18 protein-coding genes are annotated in these 22,643 nt (G+C 70.5%); 9 read left to right on the forward strand and 9 right to left on the reverse strand.

What is annotated here, in order from left to right:
• The coding region (locus tag J7I98_RS32100; protein WP_214928575.1) for a homocysteine S-methyltransferase family protein at positions 1–908 on the reverse strand (908 nt) is incomplete at its 3' end.
• A gap of 206 nt (positions 909–1,114) precedes the next feature.
• Between J7I98_RS32100 and J7I98_RS32105 the strand changes: the two genes are divergently transcribed.
• The 6 genes from J7I98_RS32105 to J7I98_RS32130 all read left to right on the forward strand — a co-directional run bounded on the left by J7I98_RS32105 (position 1,115) and on the right by J7I98_RS32130 (position 8,096).
• A complete protein-coding gene (locus J7I98_RS32105; protein ID WP_214928576.1) occupies positions 1,115–1,879 on the forward strand; it encodes an IclR family transcriptional regulator in 765 nt (254 codons plus the stop codon).
• A 246-nt stretch (positions 1,880–2,125) separates the two neighbouring features.
• A complete protein-coding gene (locus tag J7I98_RS32110; RefSeq protein ID WP_214928577.1) occupies positions 2,126–2,917 on the forward strand; it encodes an MIP/aquaporin family protein in 792 nt (263 codons plus the stop codon).
• 39 nt (positions 2,918–2,956) lie between these two features.
• Entirely contained in the window at positions 2,957–4,492 is a 1,536-nt protein-coding gene (gene glpK, locus J7I98_RS32115; protein ID WP_214928578.1) for a glycerol kinase GlpK, read from the forward strand.
• A gap of 6 nt (positions 4,493–4,498) precedes the next feature.
• Positions 4,499–6,109 carry a glycerol-3-phosphate dehydrogenase/oxidase gene (locus J7I98_RS32120; protein WP_214928579.1) on the forward strand — a complete coding sequence of 537 codons (1,611 nt, stop codon included), beginning with the start codon at positions 4,499–4,501 and terminating at the stop codon, positions 6,107–6,109.
• A gap of 119 nt (positions 6,110–6,228) precedes the next feature.
• On the forward strand, positions 6,229–6,900 hold the full coding sequence (locus tag J7I98_RS32125; protein WP_214928580.1) for a FadR/GntR family transcriptional regulator: 672 nt from the start codon (positions 6,229–6,231) through the stop codon (positions 6,898–6,900).
• Positions 6,901–7,082: 182 nt separating this feature from the next.
• A complete protein-coding gene (locus tag J7I98_RS32130; protein ID WP_214928581.1) occupies positions 7,083–8,096 on the forward strand; it encodes a PAC2 family protein in 1,014 nt (337 codons plus the stop codon).
• A 399-nt stretch (positions 8,097–8,495) separates the two neighbouring features.
• On the opposite strand, the gene J7I98_RS32135 is transcribed toward J7I98_RS32130, so the two are convergent.
• From J7I98_RS32135 to J7I98_RS32155, 5 genes are all read right to left on the reverse strand, one after another.
• The gene (locus tag J7I98_RS32135; protein WP_214928582.1) at positions 8,496–11,537 is read right to left on the reverse strand and encodes an NPCBM/NEW2 domain-containing protein; all 3,042 of its coding nucleotides are present in this window, start codon (positions 11,535–11,537) and stop codon (positions 8,496–8,498) included.
• Positions 11,538–11,639: 102 nt separating this feature from the next.
• Positions 11,640–12,869, reverse strand: coding sequence for a cysteine--1-D-myo-inosityl 2-amino-2-deoxy-alpha-D-glucopyranoside ligase (mshC, locus tag J7I98_RS32140; RefSeq protein ID WP_214928583.1), 1,230 nt, complete (start codon positions 12,867–12,869; stop codon positions 11,640–11,642).
• 99 nt (positions 12,870–12,968) lie between these two features.
• A complete protein-coding gene (locus J7I98_RS32145; protein WP_214928584.1) occupies positions 12,969–13,805 on the reverse strand; it encodes an SCO1664 family protein in 837 nt (278 codons plus the stop codon).
• On the reverse strand, positions 13,769–14,359 hold the full coding sequence (locus J7I98_RS32150; protein WP_214928585.1) for a DUF3090 domain-containing protein: 591 nt from the start codon (positions 14,357–14,359) through the stop codon (positions 13,769–13,771). The genes J7I98_RS32145 and J7I98_RS32150 overlap by 37 nt, the downstream gene beginning before the upstream one ends.
• Before the next feature lie 68 nt (positions 14,360–14,427).
• Positions 14,428–15,114: a histidine phosphatase family protein gene (locus J7I98_RS32155; protein WP_214928586.1), complete on the reverse strand. Its 687-nt coding sequence runs from the start codon at positions 15,112–15,114 to the stop codon at positions 14,428–14,430.
• Positions 15,115–15,173: 59 nt separating this feature from the next.
• On the opposite strand from J7I98_RS32155, the gene J7I98_RS32160 reads away from it, so the two are divergent.
• Entirely contained in the window at positions 15,174–16,166 is a 993-nt protein-coding gene (locus tag J7I98_RS32160; protein ID WP_214928587.1) for a magnesium and cobalt transport protein CorA, read from the forward strand.
• Positions 16,167–16,221: 55 nt separating this feature from the next.
• Here the strand turns inward: J7I98_RS32160 and J7I98_RS32165 are convergent, their stop codons facing one another.
• Entirely contained in the window at positions 16,222–17,013 is a 792-nt protein-coding gene (locus J7I98_RS32165; protein WP_214928588.1) for a ferritin-like domain-containing protein, read from the reverse strand.
• Positions 17,014–17,265: 252 nt separating this feature from the next.
• Positions 17,266–18,315: an LLM class F420-dependent oxidoreductase gene (locus tag J7I98_RS32170; RefSeq protein ID WP_214928589.1), complete on the reverse strand. Its 1,050-nt coding sequence runs from the start codon at positions 18,313–18,315 to the stop codon at positions 17,266–17,268.
• 140 nt (positions 18,316–18,455) lie between these two features.
• Between J7I98_RS32170 and J7I98_RS32175 the strand changes: the two genes are divergently transcribed.
• Together J7I98_RS32175 and J7I98_RS32180 are read left to right on the forward strand one after the other, a co-directional pair.
• The gene (locus J7I98_RS32175; RefSeq protein ID WP_214928590.1) at positions 18,456–19,439 is read left to right on the forward strand and encodes an aldo/keto reductase; all 984 of its coding nucleotides are present in this window, start codon (positions 18,456–18,458) and stop codon (positions 19,437–19,439) included.
• Positions 19,436–21,958 carry an ATP-binding domain-containing protein gene (locus J7I98_RS32180; protein ID WP_214928591.1) on the forward strand — a complete coding sequence of 841 codons (2,523 nt, stop codon included), beginning with the start codon at positions 19,436–19,438 and terminating at the stop codon, positions 21,956–21,958. Before J7I98_RS32175 ends, J7I98_RS32180 begins: the two co-directional genes overlap by 4 nt.
• A gap of 4 nt (positions 21,959–21,962) precedes the next feature.
• On the opposite strand, the gene J7I98_RS32185 is transcribed toward J7I98_RS32180, so the two are convergent.
• Positions 21,963–22,625, reverse strand: coding sequence for a hypothetical protein (locus tag J7I98_RS32185; protein WP_214928592.1), 663 nt, complete (start codon positions 22,623–22,625; stop codon positions 21,963–21,965).
• Positions 22,626–22,643: the final 18 nt, after the last annotated feature.

The following is a 22,643-nucleotide window of genomic DNA, read 5'->3' on the forward strand; positions in this document are numbered from 1 at the left end:
ACCAGGGAAAGGCCGTACTCGCGTACGAAGGTCTCCTGGGCATCGGCCAGCTCGGAGGCCGACAGCGGGTAGTGCGCACCGTTCTTACCGAGTACAGGCAGGCCGGCGTTGGGCATGGCGGAGATCGGGACCCGCGAGTGGCGGGCCAGATAGCGCAGGTGCTCGCTCATCTCGGCCGGACCGGTGGCACAGTTCAGACCGATCATGTCGATACCCAGCGGCTCCAGCGCGGTCAGCGCCGCCCCGATCTCCGAGCCCAGCAACATCGTGCCGGTGGTCTCGACCGTCACGGAGCAGATCAGGGGGACGCTGATACCGGCGACGTCCATGGCGCGGCGGGCCCCGATGATCGCGGACTTGGTCTGGAGCAGGTCCTGGGTGGTCTCCACCAGGAGTGCGTCCGCGCCGCCGGCGAGCATGCCTTCGGCGTTCTGCTGGTAGGCGTCGCGCAGCGTGACGTACGGGGCGTGGCCCAGGGTCGGCAGCTTGGTGCCGGGGCCCATCGAGCCCAGCACCCACCGCTGGCGGCCGTCCTTGGCCGCGAACTCGTCGGCGACCTCGCGGGCGATGCGGGCGCCGGACTCGGAGAGCTCGAAGTTCCGCTCGGGGATGTCGTACTCGGCCAGGGCGGCGAAGTTCGCGCCGAAGGTGTTGGTCTCGACGCAGTCGACGCCGACCGCGAAGTACTCCTCGTGGACGGTGCGCACGATGTCGGGGCGGGTGATGTTGAGGATCTCGTTGCAGCCTTCGAGGTTTTCGAAGTCCTCAAGGCTGGGGTCCTGCGCCTGAAGCATCGTGCCCATGGCGCCGTCCGCCACCACGACTCGGCTGGCGAGTGCTTCGCGGAGGGCGTCTGCGCGGCTGCTATGAGCAGTCTTGGAGGTCGGCGGGGTCGGCAACGAGGCCATGGATGTGCTCCCTGGAGTGCGACGGCTGTCGGCTTTGCGGCTTCCCGGCGGAAGGCGCACATCGCCAGCGTAGCCGTGCAGAGGCGCACGGCGTGAAGGCGTCCCACGAGGCGGACGGGGGGCGCACGGACCCGCATCCGGTGACGCCAGGTCGACATGAACCGATAGTGTTCAGCATTGTCGAACCAAGGTGGAGGTAGCCGAGCGTGGCGAAGAATATCCAGTCGCTCGAGCGGGCGGCAGCGATGCTGCGCCTGCTCGCCGGCGGCGAGCGCAGGCTCGGCCTGTCCGAGGTCGCCTCGTCGCTCGGCCTCGCCAAGGGTACTGCGCACGGCATTCTGCGCACCCTGCAGGCGGAGGGCTTTGTCGAGCAGGACCCCGCGTCCGGCCGCTATCAGCTGGGCGCCGAGCTGCTGCGCCTCGGCAGCACCTATCTGGACGTGCACGAGCTTCGCGCCCGCGCGCTCGTGTGGACCGACGACCTGGCCCGCTCCAGCGGCGAGAGCGTCTATCTGGGCGTACTGCACCAGAAGGGCGTACTGATCGTCCACCACGTCTTCCGCCCGGACGACAGCCGCCAGGTCCTCGAAGTGGGCGCCATGCAGCCGCTGCACTCCTCCGCCCTCGGCAAGGTGCTCTCCGCGTACGACCCGGTGGCGCACAACGAGGCCCTGGAGAACGAACGCAAGGCCTTCACCCCGCGCACGATCACGGGCACGGAGGACTTCGAGGCGGTGCTCGACCTGGCCCGGGCGCGCGGCTGGGCCGCCGACGTGGAGGAGACCTGGGACGGCGTGGCCTCCCTCGCCGCGCCCATCCACGACCGGCGGCGGATGCCCGTCGGCGCGGTCGGCATCACCGGCGCGGTGGAGCGGGTCTGCGACGGCGGAGAGCTCCGCCCGGAGCTGATCGCGGCCGTACGGGACTGCGCCCGCGCGGTTTCCCGGGATCTGGGCGCCGGGCGCTTCTGAGGCGCCTTCCGGCACCTCCTGTCACGCTGGTAACGATGCGGATACCGGCCCTCGGAACTCTTGACGTGTGTGTTTACCGGGGGCAAAACTGCCGTTCATCGGTCGGCATTGTCGAACACCTAACGGCAATACACGCTAGAGTGTGGCAACGCCAAGGGACCGGCTAGGCCCTCATCGAGGGCGCGGACCACCCGGAGGGACCCGGGGTTCGCCTTTCCCCTGGAACGAAGGACAAAGGAGTCGCGGGTGTCCAGCTCCGACATCTTCATCGGCGAGATCATTGGTACCGCCGTGCTCATCCTGCTCGGCGCCGGCGTTGTCGCCGCCGTAGTACTCAAGCGCTCGAAGGCGCAGAACGCAGGCTGGCTCGCCATCACCTTCGGGTGGGGCTTCGCCGTCCTGACCGCCGTCTACATGACCGGCAGCCTCTCCGGCGCTCACCTCAACCCGGCCGTCACGGTCGGCATCGCGATCAAGGACGGGGACTGGAAGAACGTTCCAGTCTACTTCGCAGGCCAGCTCCTCGGCGCAATGATCGGCGCGTCCCTGGTCTGGATCGCCTACTACGGCCAGTTCCACGCGCACCTCAACGATCCCGACATCGTGGGCGACCCGGCCGAGAAGGCCATCGAGGGCCCGCACGACGAGGCGAAGAGCCACGCCGGCCCCGTCCTCGGCATCTTCTCGACCGGCCCGGAGATCCGGAACGTCTGGCAGAACCTCGCCACTGAGATCATCGGCACCCTCGTGCTGGTCCTGGCTGTGCTCACCCAGGGCCTCAACGACAGTGGCAAGGGCCTCGGCGCAGTCGGCGGCCTGATGGTCGCTCTCGTCGTCGTCGGCATCGGCCTCTCGCTCGGTGGCCCGACCGGTTACGCGATCAACCCGGCCCGCGACCTGGGCCCGCGCATCGTGCACGCCCTGCTCCCGCTGCCGAACAAGGGCGGCTCCGACTGGAGCTACGCCTGGATCCCCGTCGTCGGACCGCTGGCAGGCGGAGCGCTCGCCGCGGGTATCTACAACATCGCGTTTGCCTGAGCCGACCGGCCGACCCTCTAGACCTTCCGGGAGCACACCGTGACCGACGCACACACCACCGGCCCGTTCATCGCGGCCATTGACCAGGGCACCACTTCCAGCCGCTGCATCGTCTTCGACACCGACGGCCGCATCGTCGCCGTCGACCAGAAGGAGCACGAGCAGATCTTCCCGAAGCCGGGCTGGGTGGAGCACAACGCCGCCGAGATCTGGACCAACGTCCAGGAAGTCGTGGACAGCGCCATCGCGAAGGCCGGCATCACCGCCGCCGACGTGAAGGCCATCGGCATCACCAACCAGCGCGAGACCACTCTGCTCTGGGACAAGAACACCGGTGAGCCCGTCCACAACGCCATCGTCTGGCAGGACACCCGCACCGACGCGCTCTGCAAGGAGCTCGGCCGCAACGTCGGCCAGGACCGCTTCCGCCGCGAGACCGGTCTGCCGCTCGCGTCGTACTTCGCAGGACCCAAGGCCCGCTGGCTGCTCGACAACGTCGAGGGCCTGCGGGAGCGCGCCGAGGCCGGCGACATCCTCTTCGGCACCATGGACTCCTGGGTCATCTGGAACCTGACGGGCGGCGTCGACGGCGGCGTCCACGTCACCGACGTCACCAACGCGTCGCGCACCATGCTGATGAACCTGCACACCCTGGAGTGGGACGACAAGATCCTCCAGTCGATGGAGGTCCCGGCGGCCATGCTGCCGGAGATCCGTTCCTCCGCCGAGGTGTACGGCGTGGCCAAGTCCGGCGCACTGGCGGGCGTTCCCGTCGCATCCGCGCTGGGTGACCAGCAGGCGGCGCTGTTCGGCCAGACCTGCTTCGCCGAGGGCGAGGCCAAGTCGACGTACGGCACCGGCACTTTCATGCTGATGAACACCGGTCACGAGCCCGTCAACTCGTACAACGGCCTGCTGACGACCGTCGGCTACCGGATCGGTGACCAGGCCCCCGTCTACGCCCTCGAGGGCTCGATCGCCGTCACCGGCTCGCTCGTCCAGTGGATGCGCGACCAGATGGGCCTGATCAAGTCCGCGGCCGAGATCGAGACCCTGGCCTCCTCCGTCGAGGACAACGGCGGCGCGTACTTCGTGCCCGCCTTCTCCGGCCTGTTCGCCCCGTACTGGCGCTCCGACGCCCGCGGTGTGATCGCCGGTCTCACCCGGTACGTCACCAAGGCGCACATCGCCCGTGCCGTCCTGGAGGCCACCGCCTGGCAGACCCGTGAGATCACCGACGCCATGACCAAGGACTCCGGCGTCGAGCTGGCCGCCCTCAAGGTCGACGGCGGCATGACCTCCAACAACCTGCTGATGCAGACGCTCTCGGACTTCCTGGACGCACCGGTCGTGCGCCCCATGGTCGCCGAGACCACCTGCCTCGGCGCCGCCTACGCCGCCGGCCTGGCCGTCGGCTACTGGCCGGACACCGACGCGCTGCGCGCCAACTGGCGCCGGGCCGCCGAGTGGACACCCCACATGGACGCGGACACCCGCGACCGCGAGTACAAGAGCTGGCTCAAGGCCGTCGAGCGGACCATGGGCTGGCTCGAAGACGACTCTGACGAGGAGTAATCAACAATGAGCACCCTGCAGAGCGTCCCGGCACTCGGGACGCACCCGGCTGACGGTTCGACTGCGAGCCGGGCCGAGACCCGGGAGCAGCTTTCCAAGGCGACGTACGACCTCCTGGTGATCGGCGGCGGCATCCTGGGCATCTCCACTGCCTGGCACGCCGCGCAGTCGGGACTGCGGGTGGCCCTGGTGGACGCCGGCGACTTCGCCGGCGCCACCTCCTCCGCCTCCTCCAAGCTGCTCCACGGCGGACTGCGCTACCTGCAGACCGGCGCGGTCAGGCTGGTCGCGGAGAACCACTTCGAGCGCCGGGCCGTGTCGCGCGACGTCGCGCCGCACCTGGCCAACCCGCTCACCTTCTACCTGCCCGTGTACAAGGGCGGTCCGCACGGCGCGGCCAAGCTCGGTGCGGGCGTCTTCGCCTACTCCGCGCTGTCCGCCTTCGGTGACGGCGTCGGCCATGTCATCAGCCCGGCGAAGGCCGCGCGTGAGGTGCCGGAGCTCCGTACGGACAACCTCAAGGCCGTTGCCGTGTACGGCGACGACCAGATGAACGACTCGCGCATGGCGCTGATGACGGTCCGTGCGGCCGTCGCGTCCGGCGCGACCGTTCTCAACCACGCCGAGGTCACGGGCCTGCGCTTCACCAACGGCCGGGTCACCGGCGCCGAGCTCAAGGACCGCCTGGACGGTTCTGAGTTCGGAGTGACGGCACGGCTGGTCCTCAATGCCACCGGGCCGTGGGTCGACCACCTGCGCAAGCTGGAGGACCCGAACTCGGCCCCCTCCATCCGCCTCTCCAAGGGTGCGCACCTGGTCCTCAAGCGCACCGCCCCCTGGCGGGCGGCGCTGGCCACGCCGATCGACAAGTACCGCATCACCTTCGCACTGCCGTGGGAGGACCAGCTCCTGCTGGGTACGACCGACGAGGAGTACGAGGGCGATCCTGCGGACGTCGCCGTCAACGAGAAGGACATCGCCCAGATCCTGGACGAGGCCGCCTTCTCGATCCGCGACCAGCAGCTGTCCCGTGACCTGATCACGTACTCCTTCGCGGGTCTGCGGGTGCTGCCCGGCGGCCCCGGGGACACCTCGAAGGCCAAGCGCGAGACGGTCGTCACCGAAGGCCGCGGCGGCATGCTGTCGGTCGCGGGCGGCAAGTGGACGACGTTCCGTCACATCGGCCGCACGGTCATGAACAAGCTCGCCGCCCTGCCCGGCCACCCGCTGGGCGAGGACATGGAGCCGATCTCGCAGCTGCCCAAGAAGCTTCCGCTGCCGGGCATAGCAAACCCGAACGCGGTCGCCCACCGGCTGCTCGTCGACGGCGGTACGCCGGGCCCGCGGATGGCCGCGGACACCGCGCGCCACCTGGCCACGCACTACGGCTCGCTGTCGTTCGACATCGCGCGCCTGGCCAACGACGACCCGGCGCTGGCCGAGCGCATCCACCCGGACGCGCCGGAGATCTGGGCGCAGGTCGTGTACGCCCGTGACCACGAGTGGGCGGAGACGGCGGACGACGTACTGCGCCGCCGTACGACGCTGACGATCCGGGGCCTGGCCACGGACGACGTCCGCACCAAGGTCGAGGACATCCTGGGCAAGAAGGCCTGACAGAAGTAACGGACAGCAGCACGGCAACCCCCGGCAGATTGCCGGGGGTTGCGGTGTTCCCACGCGGTGTTCTCATAATCTGGCGCGATTGATCGGATGTCTGGATCTGGAGGACCGCCATGGCCGTCACCGACGAGGCGATCGAGAAGATCAAGGAAATGATCGTCTCGGGAAGCCTGCGCCCCGGCGACCGCCTCCCCAAGGAGAGCGAGCTCGCCGCCGAGCTCGGCCTCTCCCGCAATTCGCTGCGCGAGGCGGTGCGCGCCCTGTCGCTGATTCGCATTCTCGATGTCCGCCAGGGCGACGGTACGTACGTCACCAGCCTCGATCCGCAGGTTCTGCTCGAAGCGATGAGCTTCGTGGTGGACTTCCACCGGGACGACACCGTGCTGGAGTTCCTCGCCGTACGCCGCATCCTGGAGCCGGCCGCCACCGCAATGGCCTGCGCCAGGATCAGTGACGCGGAACTGGACGCGCTGAACGCCCGGTTGGACGTTCTCGGATCGCATCCGTCCGTCGAGGAGCTGGTCGCGGGCGACCTCGAATTCCACCGCACCATCGTCCGGAGCTCCGGCAACTCGGTGCTGTGCTCCCTCCTTGACGGGCTCTCCGGGCCGGCCACCCGGGCGCGCATCTGGCGCGGTCTGGCCCGGGACGACGCGGTCGGCCGCACCCTGCACGAGCACCGGGCGATCCTCTCCGCACTGCGCGACCGGGACGCCGAGGCGGCCAGGTCGTGGGCGACGGTGCACATCGCGAGCGTCGAGCAGTGGCTGCGGTCGACGCTGTAGGTGGTCGGGGCGGTAGGTGGTCGGGTCTCTGCTCGTATCGCTCCGGCTCGCTCCGCCGGGCGCATCTCGAATGAATCGGCGGTCGCAGGGCACGCTTCCCGCGTGCGCATCCGGCGTCACCGCATGTGGTGGAAGCCTTAAGGTTGGTGCGTGTACAAGGGAACTTCGAAAGGGGGCACTGGGTGATCGAGCTCGAGGGGGTTCCCGAGCTGATCGACCCGGTCATGGTGGCCGCGTTCGAGGGCTGGAACGACGCCGGTGACGCCGCCTCCACCGCGGTCGCGCATCTCGACCGGGAGTGGAAGGGCGAGGTCTTCGCCGCGCTCGACGCCGAGGACTACTACGACTTCCAGGTCAACCGGCCCACGGTGTTCCTGGACGGCGGAGTCCGCAAGATCACCTGGCCCACCACGCGGCTTTCCGTGGTGCGGATCGGCGGCGACAAGCCCCGTGACCTCGTACTGGTCCGCGGAATCGAGCCGTCCATGCGCTGGCGCTCGTACTGCAACGAGATCCTCGGCTTCGCCCATGAGCTGGGCGTAGAGATGATCGTCATCCTGGGCGCGCTGCTCGGCGACACCCCGCACACCCGGCCCGTGCCGGTCAGCGGTGTGACGTCGGACCCGGATCTGGCGCGGACCATGGATCTGGAGGAGACCAGGTACGAAGGCCCGACGGGCATCGTCGGGATCCTTCAGGAGGCCTGCACGCACGCGGGCGTACCGGCGGTGAGCCTGTGGGCCGCCGTGCCGCACTACGTCTCGCAGCCGCCGAACCCCAAGGCGACGCTCGCGCTCCTCAACCGCCTCGAAGACCTCATCGATCTGCGGATCCCGCTGGGCGAACTGCCGGAGGACGCGCGGGCATGGCAGGTCGGCGTGGACCAACTGGCCGCGGAGGACAGCGAGGTGGCGGAGTACGTGCAGTCGCTGGAGGAGGCGCGGGACACCGCGGAGCTTCCGGAGGCCTCGGGCGAGGCCATCGCGCGCGAGTTCGAGCGGTATCTGCGCAGGCGCGACGGCGGTCCTGGCGCGGGGCCCGGTGCCGGTCCCGGTCATGCCACAGACGGCGGCGAGGGCAGCGGTTCGTATCTGCGCGACACGTCGGGCGGCCGTGCGCGGCCTCCGAAGCCGCCGCGGGCGGAGCCCGAGCCTCCGGAGAGTGCGGACGGGACGGAAGACTCCCCGGAGGAGTAGCGCGGGAAGCAGCGGCAGGGAGCGGGGCGGTGCCATGGGGCGCCGCCCCGCAGTCATGGAAAGTCCTGGATTCCTTCGCTTGACCTGATAGCCACCTGGGCGTTATATAGGCATATACGTCGTAAACATAGGGCGTAAAGATACCTTCGCCGGCAACGGATCGAAGGTCACGTGATAGCGGCAGGCAGTACGTCCCCGCCCTGGTAGCGCGTGCCCTTCTGCTCTGCCACCATCGGCCGCGAGGCGCGCCGGGCGGCGCGGCGCGTCCTCGCTTCAGGCTGGCTGTGCTTCAGGTTGGCTGTGACGGCTTCAGGTTGGCTGTGAGGCGCCAAGTGCCTTCACGGCGCAGTGGGCGCCGGGCCGAAGGAGCCCGCCCGGCGCCCGCCTTGCCCGGTCCTGTCAGGCGCAGCTGAAGCGCGCAGCCGCCCAGTCCCCGTGGTCCCCGCTCTTGGACCCGTTGGTGTCGGTGACCTTCAGGCGCACATGCCGCGCACCCTCCAGCTTCACGTCCACCGGTACGGTCGCCGAGGCCCCCGTCACCTTGGGTGAGGTCCACAGCACCTTGCCGTCCGCCTCGACCGAGAACGCCACCTCCCCGTAGCCGTTGATCTCGTCGTCGATTCCGGCGTCGGCGGTGAAGGCCGTACAGCGTCCGCCGGTGTACACCTCGATGTCGGAGTCGGCGTGCGCGCCGATGCCCTTCTCGTAGGTCTTGCCCGCGAGGGTGAGGGTGTGCCCGTCGGCCGCCCCCGACTCGCCGTTGCTGCGGTCCCGTTCGGCCGGACCGTACCCGTTGGTGGCCTTCAGCCAGACCATGTCGCTCGCCCAGGTGTCGCCCACCGGCGGCTCCGGCATGACGCCGACGGCGAAGCGCTGTACGGCCGTACGCTCCTGGCCCGCCGCCCGGTGCCTGGCGGTCGCGGTCAGCGTCGTCTCGCCCGCCTTCGCGCTCTTCGCCGGGGTCACGCCGACCTCGACCCGCCGCGTCGTGCCCGCCGCGATCCGCCCGACCGGCTCTGCGGGAGTGACCTGCCAGCCCTCCGGTGCGTCCAGCGAGACCTCGACTCCCGTGGCGTCCTTGGTGCCCGCCGTGATGTCGACCGCCACCTTGCCCGCCGTGCCCGCACCGAGCTCCTGCCCTGCGGGTACGGAGACGGTGGCCGAAGCGCCGGGTACGGCGCCTCCGACCGCGCTGGTGTCCTGAAGTTCGAGCTCGAAGGCACTGTCCGTGGCACGCGGCGCGGTCTTCACCTTCACCACACCGCCGCGGTCGTCCCGGTCGTACCACCAGCCCTGTACGGCAGCCTCGTACGCCGCCTTCGAGGACAGGCGCGGCAGTTCGCGGCCTTCCAGCTCCACCCCGCTCGGCGCGTCACCGGTGTGCACGGCGAAGTGGTACGGGCGCTTGCTCTGCTTGCCCGAGAAGTCGCCCTTGCTCGCGCCGATCCGTATCGTCACATCGCCCGCGCCCCTGCCCGGCGCCTCGACGTCGGCGCGCTGGGTCGCGTACTTCCCCGCACGGTGCTGCCGGGTGACGCCGTCGTCCTCGTACAGCGTGAAGGACGACTTCCCCTGCGGGTAGATGTCCCAGGCGAGCGGCGAGGAGGCGGTGCGGTCGGCGTACGACCTGATGCCCGGCCACATGGGGATGTTCGCCCCGGCCTCGACGAAGAGGGGCAGGGTGTCGAGCGGCGCGCTGTAGCCGTCGACAGTGGTCGGGCCCTCGTACGTACGGCCGCTCCAGTAGTCGATCCACGTGCCCTTCGGCAGGTAGATGCCGTCGCGCACAGTCGTGTCCTTGTACACGGGCGCGACGAGGAAGTGTTCGCCGCTCAGGAACTCGTACTTGGCCGCGTCCGTACCGGCTCGCGGGTCGTCCGGGTATTCCAGTACGAGGGGGCGGACCGGGCCGACGCCGGTCTTCGTCGCCTCGTGCGCGTACGAGTACTGGTAGGGCAGCAGCGACTCCTTGAGCTTGAGGTAGTCGCGGTTGATGGAGGTGTACGGCTCGCCGTAGCGGAAGGGCTGCTTGTCGTTCGCGGCCCAGCCGTCCATCGTCATCGTCGTCCCGAGGAACATCTTCCACTGGAGGTCGCGGGCGTACGTCTTGGCGCTGCCGCCGAAGATGCCGTCCACGTCACCCGTCGTATAGGCGAGCCCCGACATGGTCGCGCCCGCGTACGTCGGGATCTGCCAGCGGATGTACTCCCACGATCCCGACTGGTCGCCGGACCACTGCACACCGCAGCGCTGTGCGCCCGACCAGCTCTCCGGAGCCCAGGTGAAGCCGCGGGCGTCGCTGTTCGCCTCGATGCCGCTGTACGCGTCCTTGCAGCCGTCGAGCGCGAACTTGTAGCCCTCGCCGACCCAGGCGACGTCGAGCTTGGCAACCCGCTGGCCCGCCTTGACCTGGTCGGCGAGTTTGGCGATGCCGTCCTCGGTCCACAGGCCCAGCTGCATCTTGCGGTCCTGGAGGCCCTTGGCGGTCTCGGCGAGGTCCTCGTAGCCGCAGCCGTAGCCGTCGTTGACGAGCATCCAGCCGTTCGGCATGTCGTTCTCGACGTAGCCGTCAGCGACCTTGAGGGCGTCCAGGGTGTGCCGCTCGCCACGGTTGGCGTTGTGCAGATAGCAGTCCGCGTCGCCGATTTCGAGCCCGTAAATGGGTGGCAGGAACGGCTTTCCGGTCAGCTTGGTGTACTGGCCGATGACGTCCTTGGCGCCCCGGCCCGCGAAGTAGTAGGCGTCGAAGCGCTGTTCCTTCGCGGAGGCGGTCACGGGCTCGTTGAAGGTGTACGTGTTGGGGGCGTACGTATTGCGGTAGACGCCGTAGCCCGCCGAAGAGAGGTAGAAGGGGACCGAGTTGGGGTGGCCGCCGTCGTTCCAGTTGTAGTCGACGCCGACTTCGACGGTCTTGCCGCGGTGCGAGGTGTTGCCGCGGCCGTTCTGCATCCCGGCCCCGTAGAACTGCTCGTTCGCGCCGCGCGCCAGGGTCTGGGTGGTCTTGTCGCCGTTCCAGGTCAGGCCCTTGGACTCGGCCCAGATCTGCCGGCCGTCCGCCCCGAACAGGGCGAAGCGCAGCGGCGCCTTGTACGCGCGCAGGGTGACCTCGGACGTGCTCAGTTCGTAGCGGTCGCCCCGGTCGCGCCAGCGGGTCTCGGGCGGGGCGCCCTGCGGCAGGACGATGTCCTTGCCGGTGGGGTCGGTGAACTTGCCGTCGGGGGCGAGTTCGATGCGGAAGGTCTCGGTGGACACGAAGCTGACGCGGGCCTCGGCCCGGCCCGCCGTCAGGTGGTAGACGGGCCCTTCGGCAGAGAACCCGGTGAGGTCGCCGACGGTGACGTCGGGCGGTTCGGCCTGTGCGCTTCCCGGTCCCGCGAACGCTGCCGCCAGACCGAGCAAGACGCCGACCACCGCCGCTCTGATGCGTATTGGTGATTGCATAGAGCGTATTTAGCGCAGAATCGAGCACGCCGCCAAGGACAAAACGGAACCGCCCCTGAACCTCTACGGGAGAGGTTCAGGGGCGGCTGGGGCCGGAAGCGGTTACAGAGCCACGCCGAGCAGTGCGTCGACGGCGCGCGACACCACGCCGGGCGCCCCCTCGTCCGTACCGCCCTCGGACTCCTGACGTGCGGCCCAGCGGTCCACGGCGAGGAGCGCCGCAGGGGCATCGAGGTCGTGGGAGAGCGCCTCGCGGATCTCGTCGACGAGGGCGTCGGCAGAGGGTCCGTCGGGGCGGGAGACGGCCGCGCGCCAGCGGCCGAGCCGCTCCAGGGCGTCTTCGAGCACCTGGTCGGTCCACTCCCAGTCGGCCCGGTAGTGGTGCGCGAGGAGCGACAGCCGGATCGCGGCCGGGTCCACGCCGTCACGGCGCAGCTTCGAGACGAAGACCAGGTTGCCCTTGGACTTCGACATCTTCTCGCCGTTCAGGGCGACCATTCCGGCGTGTACGTACGCCTTGGCGAACGGGTACTCGCCGGTCAGCGCCTGGGCGTGCGAGGCACCCATCTCGTGGTGCGGGAAGGCGAGATCGGACCCGCCGCCCTGTACGTCGAAGCCCATCCCCAGGTGGTCCAGGGCGATGGCCACGCACTCGATGTGCCAGCCGGGCCGGCCGTGCCCCAGCGAGGCACCGTCCCAGCTCGGCTCACCGTCACGGGCGGCCATCCAGAGCATCGGGTCGAGCGGGTTCTTCTTGCCGGGCCGCTCGGGGTCTCCGCCGCGCTCGGCGGACAGCAGCCGCATGGCCTCGGCGTCGAGGTTCGACACCTCACCGAAGTGCGGGTCGGACTCGACGGAGAAGTACGTGTCCCCTTCGAGCTCGTACGCGGCACCGGCGTCCCGCAGCCGCTCGATGAGCGGCACGATGCCCGGTATTGCCTCGACGGCGCCGATGTAGTGCTGCGGCGGGAGGATCCGCAGGGCGGTCATGTCCTCGCGGAACAGCGCGGTTTCGCGCTCCGCGAGCTCGGTCCAGTCGTGTCCGTCGCGGATCGCCCGCTCCAGGAGCGGATCATCGACGTCCGTCACGTTCTGGACGTAATGAACCTGCCGCTTGGTGTCGAGCCACACGCGCTGCACGAGGTCGAACGCGTTGTAGGTCGCCGCGTGACCGATGTGCGTCGCGTCGTACGGCGTAATGCCGCACACGTAGATACGGGCGACAGGACCGGGGTCGAGGGTAATCAACCTACTGGTCGCGGTGTCGTGGATCTGGAGGTCGCGGCCCTTGCCAGGCAGGGCGGGGACCTCAGAAGCGGGCCAGGCATGCATGCCTTGAGCGTAACCGGACGCACGTTCCGGATACGAACCGGATACGGAATCGTGGCCGGTTATGCCCTCTTGCGCGGCGCCGTGGTGGGAGCAGCCCGCCTACACCGGTGGCCACGGGATGGAGGGCCAGTCGCCGCTCGGCTCCGGGTGCCGGCCCGTGGTCCGCAGCGTCGTCACCCGCGCACGCAGCGCATCGATCTCGGCCGCCGTGATCAGCTCGGCCAGACGGGTAGCGAGCGACCGGCCCACCGCCAGGTCGCCGGACAGCCGGGCCAGCACCTCGACCGCCTCGGACGTCAGCGGCTCCCCCGCCCACCCCCACAGCAGCGTGCGGAGCTTGTCCTCCTCGTTGAAGGTGACCCCGTGGTCGATGCCGTACAGCTTCCCGTCCGCGGTCGGCAGCAGATGCCCGCCCTTGCGGTCGGCGTTGTTGATGACCGCGTCCAGCACAGCCAAGCGCCGCAGGCGCTCGTCGTCGGCGTGCACGAGCAGCGCGGTGCGGCCTTCGCCGACCTCGGCGAAGGCGATCGCCTTCCACCCCTCGGCCGGCTCCTCGTCCTCGACGAGAGCCAGCAGCCCCGCCCCCGCACCCTCCGCATCGGTCTCGATCCACAGCTGGCACATGCCCTCGCCGTACGGCCCGTCCCGCAGCACGGTCGGCGGCACAAGGCCCCAGCCCATCGCCTCGGAGATCTCGTACGCCGCCACCTCGCGCTGAGCGAGCGTGCCGTCGGGGAAGTCCCACAACGGCCGTTCCCCGGTGACCGGCTTGTACACGCAGGACACCGACACGCCGTCGTACTCGATCCCGCAGTACAACACGGCGTTGGACGCCTCGCGGACGCGTCCGCGCACCGTGAGCCGACCCTTCAGCAGGACGGTAAGGAGGTCCGCCGGGATCACGCTCCCCGGCGGTATCCGTTCTGGCGCGGGCATACGTGTCCCTCCGGGTCGAGCGGCAGGCTGCACAGCGGGCACGGCGGCCGCCCCGCGTTGACGACGTCCAGGGCACGCTTGGCGAAAGCTCTGGCCTGCGCGCCGCTGAGCCGGACCCGCAGCATCGGCGGACCGTTCTCCTCGTCCTGGAGCAGCCGTTCCTCGGCCTCCGCGAGATCCTCGTCGGTCTCCGCGTCCAGCTCGACGAGCGCTTGGGCCTCGACGATCATGCGCTGTTCCTCGCCGTCCCAGGCCAGCGCCATCGTGCCTACGCGGAACTCCTCCTCGACGGGGGCGTCCAGTGGCGCGCTGTCGGTGACGTCGGCGGGGGCCACGGCCGGGACGGGGGCGTTGCCGCCGGTGCGGCGTACCACCTCGTCGAGCAGTTCGTCGATGCGCTCGGCGAGTGCGGCGACCTGGGTCTTCTCCAGGGCGACGCTGGTGACGCGGCCGGCCGCGGATGCCTGGAGGAAGAACGTACGACGTCCAGGCAGCCCGACCGTACCGGCCACAAAGCGGTCCGGCGGGTCGTAGAGGAATACCTGACGGGACACGTTCTGTCTCCCTCGAAATCGTCTGTATGCGCGGTCTTGGAGCGCGTCCACCCTACTGCGCGGAGCGATCACGGTGCGCCTGCGCCGCCTCCTACGGCCGCGTCCCCGCCATTGCCGTTCTCGCGCGGCGCCAGGGAGGCGAAGTCGCCGGTGTCCCCGAGGCGCAGGAGAAAGGGCCGCTGACCGGTGTAACGGATGGCCGTCAGGGAACACGGGTCCACGTGAATCCGCTGGAAGAGATCGAGATGGAGGCCGAGGGCGTCGGCCACGACGGACTTGATGATGTCTCCGTGCGAGCACATCAGATAGATGGCGTCCTCGCCGTACTCCGCCTCGATCCGCGCGTTCCAGTCCCGCACGGCGTCGACCGCGCGCGCCTGCATGGCTCGCATCGACTCCCCGCCGGGAAACGTGACGGAGGACGGGTGCTGCTGCACAGCGCCCATCAGCGGCTCGTCGGCGAGCTCCGCGAGCTTGCGGCCCGACCAGTCGCCGTAGTGGCACTCCCCGATCCGCTCGTCGGTGTGCAGCGGGAGTCCGGGCCGTGCGTCGAGCAGCGGCCGGAGCGTCTCCTGGCAGCGCTGGAGCGGGCTGGTGACGGCGGCCGCCAGCGGCAGCCCGGCCAGCCGGTCGGGGAGCGCGGCCGCCTGGGCGGCGCCGCGCTCGTCGAGGGAGACGCCCGGCGTCCAGCCGGCGAGCAGCCCGGCGGTGTTGGCGGTGGAGCGTCCGTGGCGCAGGAGAATCAGCGTGGCCATGCCGGTCAGCCTAGGCGGAAAGCCGTACCGGGGTGCGCTGCGACCCTTACCGAGGAAGAATGCGCGCCGTGATCGTCGACTGCGCCATCTACCGGCAAGGGCGCCGCACCGAAGGCCCTGCGGACTTCTCCGACGCCCTCGACGAGGCGCGTGCGCACGGGGACGCCTTCTTGTGGATCGGGCTGCACGAGCCGACGGAGAAGGAATTCGACCTGGTCAGCAGCGAGTTCGGGCTGCACCCGCTGGCTGTGGAGGACTCCCTGTCCGCCCATCAGCGGCCGAAGCTGGAGGTGTACGAGGACTCCCTCTTCGCGGTACTGAAGCCGGTGATCTACGAGCCGGAGAGCGACACCGTGACGACGGGCGAGCTGATGGTCTTCGTCGGCGATTCCTTCGTGGTGACCGTGCGGCACGGCGAGGGCGCACCGCTGGCCGCCGTACGCCACCGCCTGGAGGCCGAGCCCGAGGTCCTGCGGCACGGGCCCACCGCCGTGCTGTACGCCGTCAGCGACGCCGTCGTCGACCACTACATGGAGGTCGGGGCGGAGCTCCAGACCGACCTGGAGGAGCTGGAGGCCCAGGTCTTCGCACCCGGCACCGGTGATTCCAAGAACACCGCGTCGCGGATCTACACGTTCAAGCGGCAGGTTCTGGAATTCCGCCGGGCGACGGGGCCGCTGGCCCAGCCGATGCAGCGCCTGTCCAGTCCGGGCCTGCCGTTCGTCGACGAGCACGCGCAGCCGTTCTTCCGGGACGTCAACGACCACCTCACGCGGGCCAACGAGCAGGCGGACGGCCTCGACCGGCTGCTGTCCGACGTCCTGTCCGCGCATCTCGCGCAGATGGGCGTGCGCCAGAACGACGACATGCGGAAGATCTCGGCGTGGGCGGCGATGGCCGCTGTGCCCACGATGGTCGCGGGGACCTACGGCATGAACTTCGATCACATGCCGGAGCTCACGTGGGTGTGGACGTACCCGGCGGTGGTCGCCCTGCTGGCGCTGTGCGAGATCGGTCTGTACCGCACGTTCAAGCGGCGCGGCTGGCTCTGAGCCGCCGCCGCGCCACCCAGGCGTACAGGTCAGGCGTACCGGCGATGCGTACCGGTCAGGCCAGCTCGGCCGCGGACGTCGCAGGGCCTGCGCCCAGCGCGTTGCGCCGTTCCGGCATCTTCAGGGCCACCATGCGGCGCCAGCCGCCGAGGCGCTCGTACGCGTACATGGCGTGAATGCCCGCCGCGAGCAGTGCGGACTTGGGCTTGGGCCAGCGCAGGATGCGGCCCATGCGGGCCATGACGGCGAGGCTGACGTCGCGGTAGACGCGGCACTCCGCCATGGCGGTCTCGCGCAGGGTGCGCTGGATGGTGCGGCCGTGTCCGGCACGGGCGAGATTGAGGAGTTCCTCGTGGCAGTACGCGAGGTGGTTCCCCTCGTCGTGGCAGATCATCTTGATCGGCTTGCCCGCCTCGGGGTGCTCGCCGAAGTACTTCACCAGCATGTCCATCTGGTCGGCGGCGCGCTGTTCCGTCACGCGGCTGTGCGAGAGGTACACGAGGATGTCCAACTCGGTCAGCGACTCGTCGCGGCGCAGCTTGTCGTGGGCGAGGCCGATGCCCTGCTTTTCGAGCAGCGCGGTGTAGTCGGTCTCCGGGGGGACAGGGACCGGTTCGAGGCCCCGCTTGTTCAGCAGGGCGTTGAACAGCTTGCCGTGCTTGTCCTCGTCGGCGCCGTGCCGGGTGATCTTCGGGGCGAGGTCACGCATGCTGTCGGGCACGAGAGCCGCGATCCGGGCGTTCTCCCAGCCGCCCTGTGTTTCGCCGCTTGCCGCGATGGAGCAGAAGAGCTGAAAGGAATCGTCGTTGTCGAGAATTTCCTGGAAGAGACTTCGGGCCGAGAGCATCTCTGAAACCTCCGTGCGCTCCGTGCGACATCCGCAAAGGACAAGTCAAGTGCGGTACGGGACGGCAGGCAACAGCAGAGCCGGTCAACTAAGCCGTTCGGAGGACCATGTGGGTGGCGCGGGCGCGTAACCGACCGGCCTGTGAAGCGTTGTTCTCCGTGACGGCCGTGGCGGGGAAGACCCCCGAGCCCCCACCACGGCCGCAGGAATTCACATCAGCGGTCTCCCCCGCAGGGTTACGCGAGACCGTGCTCACGCGAGACCCGCGCGCTCCAGAGCCTCGGTGCCGGCGCGCAGGGCCGTGATCCGCTCGTCGAGCGCGAAGCCCGCGGGGGCCAGCGTCAGCGTCGTCACCCCGGCAGCGGCGTACGCCTGCATCCGCTCGGCGATCCGCTCCACGGAGCCCAGCAGGGTGGTCTGGTCGATCAGCCGGTGCGGGATCGCGGCGGCCGCGCCCTGCTTGTCGCCGGACAGGTACTTGTCCTGGATCTCGGCGGCTTCCTTCTCGTAACCCATGCGCTGGGCAAGCTGGTTGTAGAAGTTCTGCTTACGGCTGCCCATGCCGCCGACGTACAGCGCGGTGTACGGGCGGAACATGTCGGCCAGGGCGTTCACGTCGTCGCCCACCGCGAGCGGCAGCGTCGGGCACACGTCGAAGCCGTCCATGCTGTTGCCGGCCTTCTCGCGGCCCGCGCGGATGTGCTGGATCGCCGTGTCTTCGATGTGCTCGGCGGACGGGAAGATCAGCAGCGCGCCGTCGGCGATCTCGCCGGTCTGCTCCAGGTTCTTGGGACCGATCGCGGCGATGTAGAGCGGAATGTGCTCGCGCTGCGGGTGGACCGTGAGCTTGAGCGGCTTGCCGGGGCCGTCGGGCAGCGGCAGCGTCCAGTGCTGCCCCTCGTACGACAGGCGCTCGCGGGTCATCGCCTTGCGGACGATCTCGACGTACTCGCGGGTGCGGGCCAGCGGCTTGTCGAACTTCACGCCGTACCAGCCCTCGGAGACCTGCGGTCCGGAGACGCCGAGGCCCAGACGGAAGCGGCCGCCGGAGAGGGAGTCGAGGGTGGCGGCGGTCATCGCGGTCATCGCGGGCGTACGGGCCGGGATCTGGAAGATCGCGGAGCCTACGTCGATGCGCTCGGTCTGGGCGGCGACCCAGGAAAGCACGGTGGCGGCGTCCGAGCCGTACGCCTCGGCGGCCCAGCAGACGTCGTAGCCGAGCCGGTCGGCCTCCTGGGCGACGGCGAGATTGTCGCCGTCCATCCCGGCGCCCCAGTAACCGAGGTTGATGCCGAGCCGCATAGCCACTCCCCTTACTGATCAGTAACGTCCCTGTGCGGGGGACTCTAGCGCGCAGGAGTGCGATCCGTCAGGGCCAGTCAGGGCCAGTTGTCCACAGGGGGCTCCTGCCCGCCGGCCCTTGGCCAGTAATCTCAGCGCCCATGGAGCAGAGGCATCTCGGGCGCACGGGGCTGCGCGTATCCCGGATCGGGCTCGGCACCCTCACGTGGGGCCGGGACACCGATGAGCACGACGCCGCCGATCTGATGAAGGTGTTCTGGGAAGCGGGCGGCACGCTCGTCGACACGGCGGATGTGTACGGCGACGGGGACGCGGAGTACGTCCTCGGGCAGCTCGTGGAACGGCTCGTACCGCGGCGTGAGCTGGTCATCGCGACCAAGGCGGGCAGCGTGCCCGATCCCGACCGGCGTTTCGACGCCTCCCGCGGCCACCTTCTGGCCGCGCTCGACGCCTCGTTGGAACGCCTCGGCACGGATTACGTCGACCTGTGGCAGGTCCACGCCTTCGACCCCGCGACACCGCTCGACGAGACGCTGCAGGCGCTCGACATCGCGGTCAGCAGCGGCCGGGCGCGGTACGCCGGGGTGTCCAACTTCTGTGGCTGGCAGCTGGCCAAGGCCGCCACCTGGCAGCTTGCGGCGCCCGGCGTACGGACCCGGCTCGCCAGTACGCAGATGGAGTACTCGCTGCTCCAGCGCGGCGTGGAACGGGAGGTGTTGCCGGCCGCGCTCGACCTGGGGGTCGGGCTGCTGCCGTCGTCGCCGCTGGGCCGTGGCGTACTCACCGGCAAGTACCGGAACACCACCCCGGCCGACTCGCGGGGCGCATCGGATGACCTGTCCGCCTTTGTCGCCCCGTACCTCGACGACGCCGCGAGCCGCATCGTGGACGCGGTCGCGACGGCCGCGGACGGGCTGGCGACGAGCACGCTCCAGGTGGCGCTGGCGTGGATCCGCGACCGGCCCGGCGTGGTCGCCCCGATCGTCGGCGCGCGCAACGCTCAGCAGCTCACGGAGGCATTGTCAGTGGAGGCGCTTAGTCTTCCAGACGAGATCTGCCAGGCGCTCGACGACGTGTCGGCGCCCGTGCACCGCTATCCCGACCAGGACTGGAGCACGCTGTGACTGCGCTTCCCCGGGGGGAAACCCCCGGATCCCCGGCCGAAGCCCGCGACACCACCGCGGCAACCGAGGCCCCCGACACGGCCCCGGAGCCGACCACGGCCGAGGCCGACGCGGAGCCGCCCGCACGGTCGGCGGGGACGGCCGGGGAGGACGCACAGGCCCCTGCCCCGGCCACCGAGACACCCGGTGCCGGAACGGACGCAGCTGACGCCGACCCGGCCGCGCAGGGCGCGGGCGACGGGTCGGCCGGGGCGGACGAACCGGCCGCCACGGCCGACGAGCACAGCGACGCCGGCCCGGCCGCGACCAACGCTCGGCACGACCCCACTGCCGCCGGCGAATTGGCCGCTACGGCCGAGGAACACGGCGGCGCCGGGCAGGGTCGGGATGAACATCTGCCTTCGCGCGAGTCCGAGGATGCCCCTGCCCAGGGGAGCGGTGCGCCGGACAGCGAGGCCGACGCAGAATCCGTCGCCAAGACGGGCGCCGCTGAGGGCGAAGGTGCGGCGGCCGTGCCGCAGTTGTCGGAGGCCGAGGCCGAACTGGCCGCGCAGCGGGCGTTGCGTGAGCGTATTGAGCAGCGCAAGGCCGAGCGGGCGGCTCCCGTCGAGGCCGGGGCCAAGCTGAGCGGGCAGGCCGCCGACCTACTTGCCGCCGTACGCGCCGTCGAGAGCGGCCAGAAGCCCGCAGGAGCCGTCTTCGCGACCCCGCGCCGCGTCGCGGCCGCTCCGGCCGCGCCCGTACAGGCGCCACAGACCGCGGCCCCGGCGCCCACTTCGGCGGACGCGACCCGAGCCGTGGCGGCCGTGCTGGCCGAGGGCGGGGCGCCGGAGGCACTCGCCGGTCCGGTTGCCGGCGTACTCGGCGAGCAGGCCGGGCAGGTGCTGCGCGACGACCCCTGGCAGCTGCTGTCCGTACCGGGCGTACGGCCCGAGCAGGCCGACGGATTCGCGCGGGCGCTGCTCGGCGCGGAGTGCGGGCCCGGCGACGAGCGCCGGACGGCGGCGCTCGTCGGGTGGCTGCTGGAGCGGGCCGCGCTCCAGGGCCACACCGCGCTGGAGGCGGCCGCGGTCCGCAAGGCGCTGGCCGAGTACAAGGTGCCCGACCCGGACGAGGCCGTTCAGAACGCGATCGCCGACGGCGTGGTGCTGGTCTTCCAGGACGCCGTCGCTGACGCTACCCAGGAATCCCAGCAGGAGGGCGAGGAAGCGGCCGGCGATGCGGAAGCCGAGGCGCTGCTCGGGCTCGAACGGTACGCCCTCGCCGAGGAGAGCCTGGCCGACGGACTCGCCCGGCTGGCCAGCACCTTCGACGACGCGGCGGCCTGGGACACGACCACCGCCCCGTCGCCCTCCGCCGCCGAAGTGATCCGCGCCGTCGCCGCGAACGGCCTGGTCGCACACAGCGGCGGCGAGGCGGCCCGCGCCGAACCGGCCGCACTGGTCGACGTGGCACGCGGGCTCGGCCTGCGGGCGTACGCCGCGTCGCACAGCACGGACGGCCGCAGGCGCCTCGCGGAGGCGGTCGAGGAAGCCTCGGCCTCGGTCACCGTCGCCGGCCTGCTCGCCGGAACCGAAGGCCCCGGCCGGGACGAGGAGGGCACGCTCGCCCTCGACCTCCTGGTCGTACTGGACGCTCCGCAGCTGGACGTGGAGACCGCGGCGATCCTGGTGGAGTCGCTCCCCGACGGCACCAGACTCGTCCTCAGCGGCGACCCCGGCGTGCTCCCGTCCGCAGGCGCGGGCCGGGTGTTCGGGGATCTGCTGGCCGCCCGCGCGTGCCCGCAGATCGTCTCGCGTACGCCCGACCCCGGCCCCGTCGGCGAGCTGGTCTCCGGTATCGGCATCGGCGAGCTGAACCAGGTCGAAGCACCCGGCAAGGAGGTGGTGATCGTCCCGGTCCGTGACGCCGGAGAGGCGGTGCACCGCACCGTGCAGCTGGTCGCCGATTCCGTGCCGCGCGCCTTCGGGCTGTCCGCCGGGCAGACCCAGGTGATCACCCCCGGGCACGGCGGCTCGGCGGGCACCCGCGCGCTGAACGCCGCGCTCAAGCAGCGGCTGAACCCCGGCCCCGGCCGGTTCGGCGGCTTCGACCCGGGAGACCGGATCGCGTACGTACCGGCGCCAGGCCGGACACTGCCGGGTGCGGTGGTGTCGGCGGACGCCGAGGGCCTGCACCTGGACTGCGAGGGCACACCCGTGGTCGTGCCCAAGGACCGGGTGGAGACCGCGGTCCGGCACGCCTGGGCGCTCACCGCGCACCAGGCGGCCGGGATGCGGTGGCCCGCCGTGGTGGTCGTACTGCCGGGCGACGCCGCACCGGCGCTGAGCCGCCCCTGGGTCTACACCGCGTTCAGCCGGGCCGAGCGGCACCTGTCCGTGGTCCACGGCGTGGACCAGGCGCTGCCGCACGCAGTTGCCCAGATCCCGGACCGGCCCCGCACGACGCGCCTGCGCACGCTCCTCCAGCCCCCCGCCGCGCGTCCCGACCCGTCGGAGCCGGATCAGCCCGCCTCGTAGCAGGTCAGTCCTGCTCGGGACCTTCGACCTCGTCGAGTTCGTCGTCGAAGACCGAGCTGACGTCGAAGCGGCACACCACCTGCTGCGGGTCGGCCTGCTCGAACGGGGCGTACAGCCACTCCCCCGGCTCGGGCAGGTCCTCCGCGGCTGCGACCCACAAGGTGGAGTCGCCCTCCGCAAGGCCGAACTCCTTGTGGCGGGATGCGATTTCATCCGGTTCGTACTCGCCGAAGAGCACACCCAGGGCCGCATGGACGCTGCCGCCGACGATCGCCGCCGTTCCGGCCCGCTGGGCGGCATCGAGGGCGACGTCAGGGTCCGCGTCGGCGATCCGCTGCGCCTGCGCGAGCAGGCGCTTCGTCTCCACCACCGCGTAATCGCGACGGATCAGGACACTCACCGCATTCGGCTCCTCGGGGCCCGTGTACGGCGGCAGGGATTCCTCGGATCCGGGGATCTCGAAGGGTGTGACCTCGTCGTAGCGGTCGTAGAGCCGCTCGTCGTACGCCTCGGCGGCCGCGGCGAGCTCGTTGAACGCGTCATAAACGGCCGGATCGTCGTCCCCGGTGCGACGTTCGACCGCGTCGAGGTGACGGTCGAGCGCGACTTTGACCGCCTCGGCGGCGGCGCGTACCTCGGCAGCGGTGGGCTGCGCAGCATCAGACATAGTGCAGACGCTATCCGT

The organism is Streptomyces sp. ISL-98 (assembly GCF_018614055.1).
In the GTDB taxonomy this organism is placed as follows: Bacteria; Actinomycetota; Actinomycetes; order Streptomycetales; family Streptomycetaceae; genus Streptomyces; species Streptomyces spiramyceticus.

Bases quoted from the DNA above. Each gene is read 5' to 3' on its own strand.
- J7I98_RS32170 (WP_214928589.1), bottom strand. From the start codon at position 18,315: ATGCGGCTCGGCATCAACCTCGGTTACTGGGGCGCCGGGATGGACGGC.
- J7I98_RS32120 (WP_214928579.1), top strand. From the start codon at position 4,499: ATGAGCACCCTGCAGAGCGTCCCGGCACTCGGGACGCACCCGGCTGAC.
- J7I98_RS32160 (WP_214928587.1), top strand. From the start codon at position 15,174: ATGCGCGCCGTGATCGTCGACTGCGCCATCTACCGGCAAGGGCGCCGC.
- J7I98_RS32125 (WP_214928580.1), top strand. From the start codon at position 6,229: ATGGCCGTCACCGACGAGGCGATCGAGAAGATCAAGGAAATGATCGTC.
- J7I98_RS32165 (WP_214928588.1), bottom strand. From the start codon at position 17,013: ATGCTCTCGGCCCGAAGTCTCTTCCAGGAAATTCTCGACAACGACGAT.
- J7I98_RS32135 (WP_214928582.1), bottom strand. From the start codon at position 11,537: ATGCAATCACCAATACGCATCAGAGCGGCGGTGGTCGGCGTCTTGCTC.
- mshC (WP_214928583.1), bottom strand. From the start codon at position 12,869: ATGCATGCCTGGCCCGCTTCTGAGGTCCCCGCCCTGCCTGGCAAGGGC.
- J7I98_RS32155 (WP_214928586.1), bottom strand. From the start codon at position 15,114: ATGGCCACGCTGATTCTCCTGCGCCACGGACGCTCCACCGCCAACACC.
- J7I98_RS32185 (WP_214928592.1), bottom strand. From the start codon at position 22,625: ATGTCTGATGCTGCGCAGCCCACCGCTGCCGAGGTACGCGCCGCCGCC.
- J7I98_RS32175 (WP_214928590.1), top strand. From the start codon at position 18,456: ATGGAGCAGAGGCATCTCGGGCGCACGGGGCTGCGCGTATCCCGGATC.
- J7I98_RS32145 (WP_214928584.1), bottom strand. From the start codon at position 13,805: ATGCCCGCGCCAGAACGGATACCGCCGGGGAGCGTGATCCCGGCGGAC.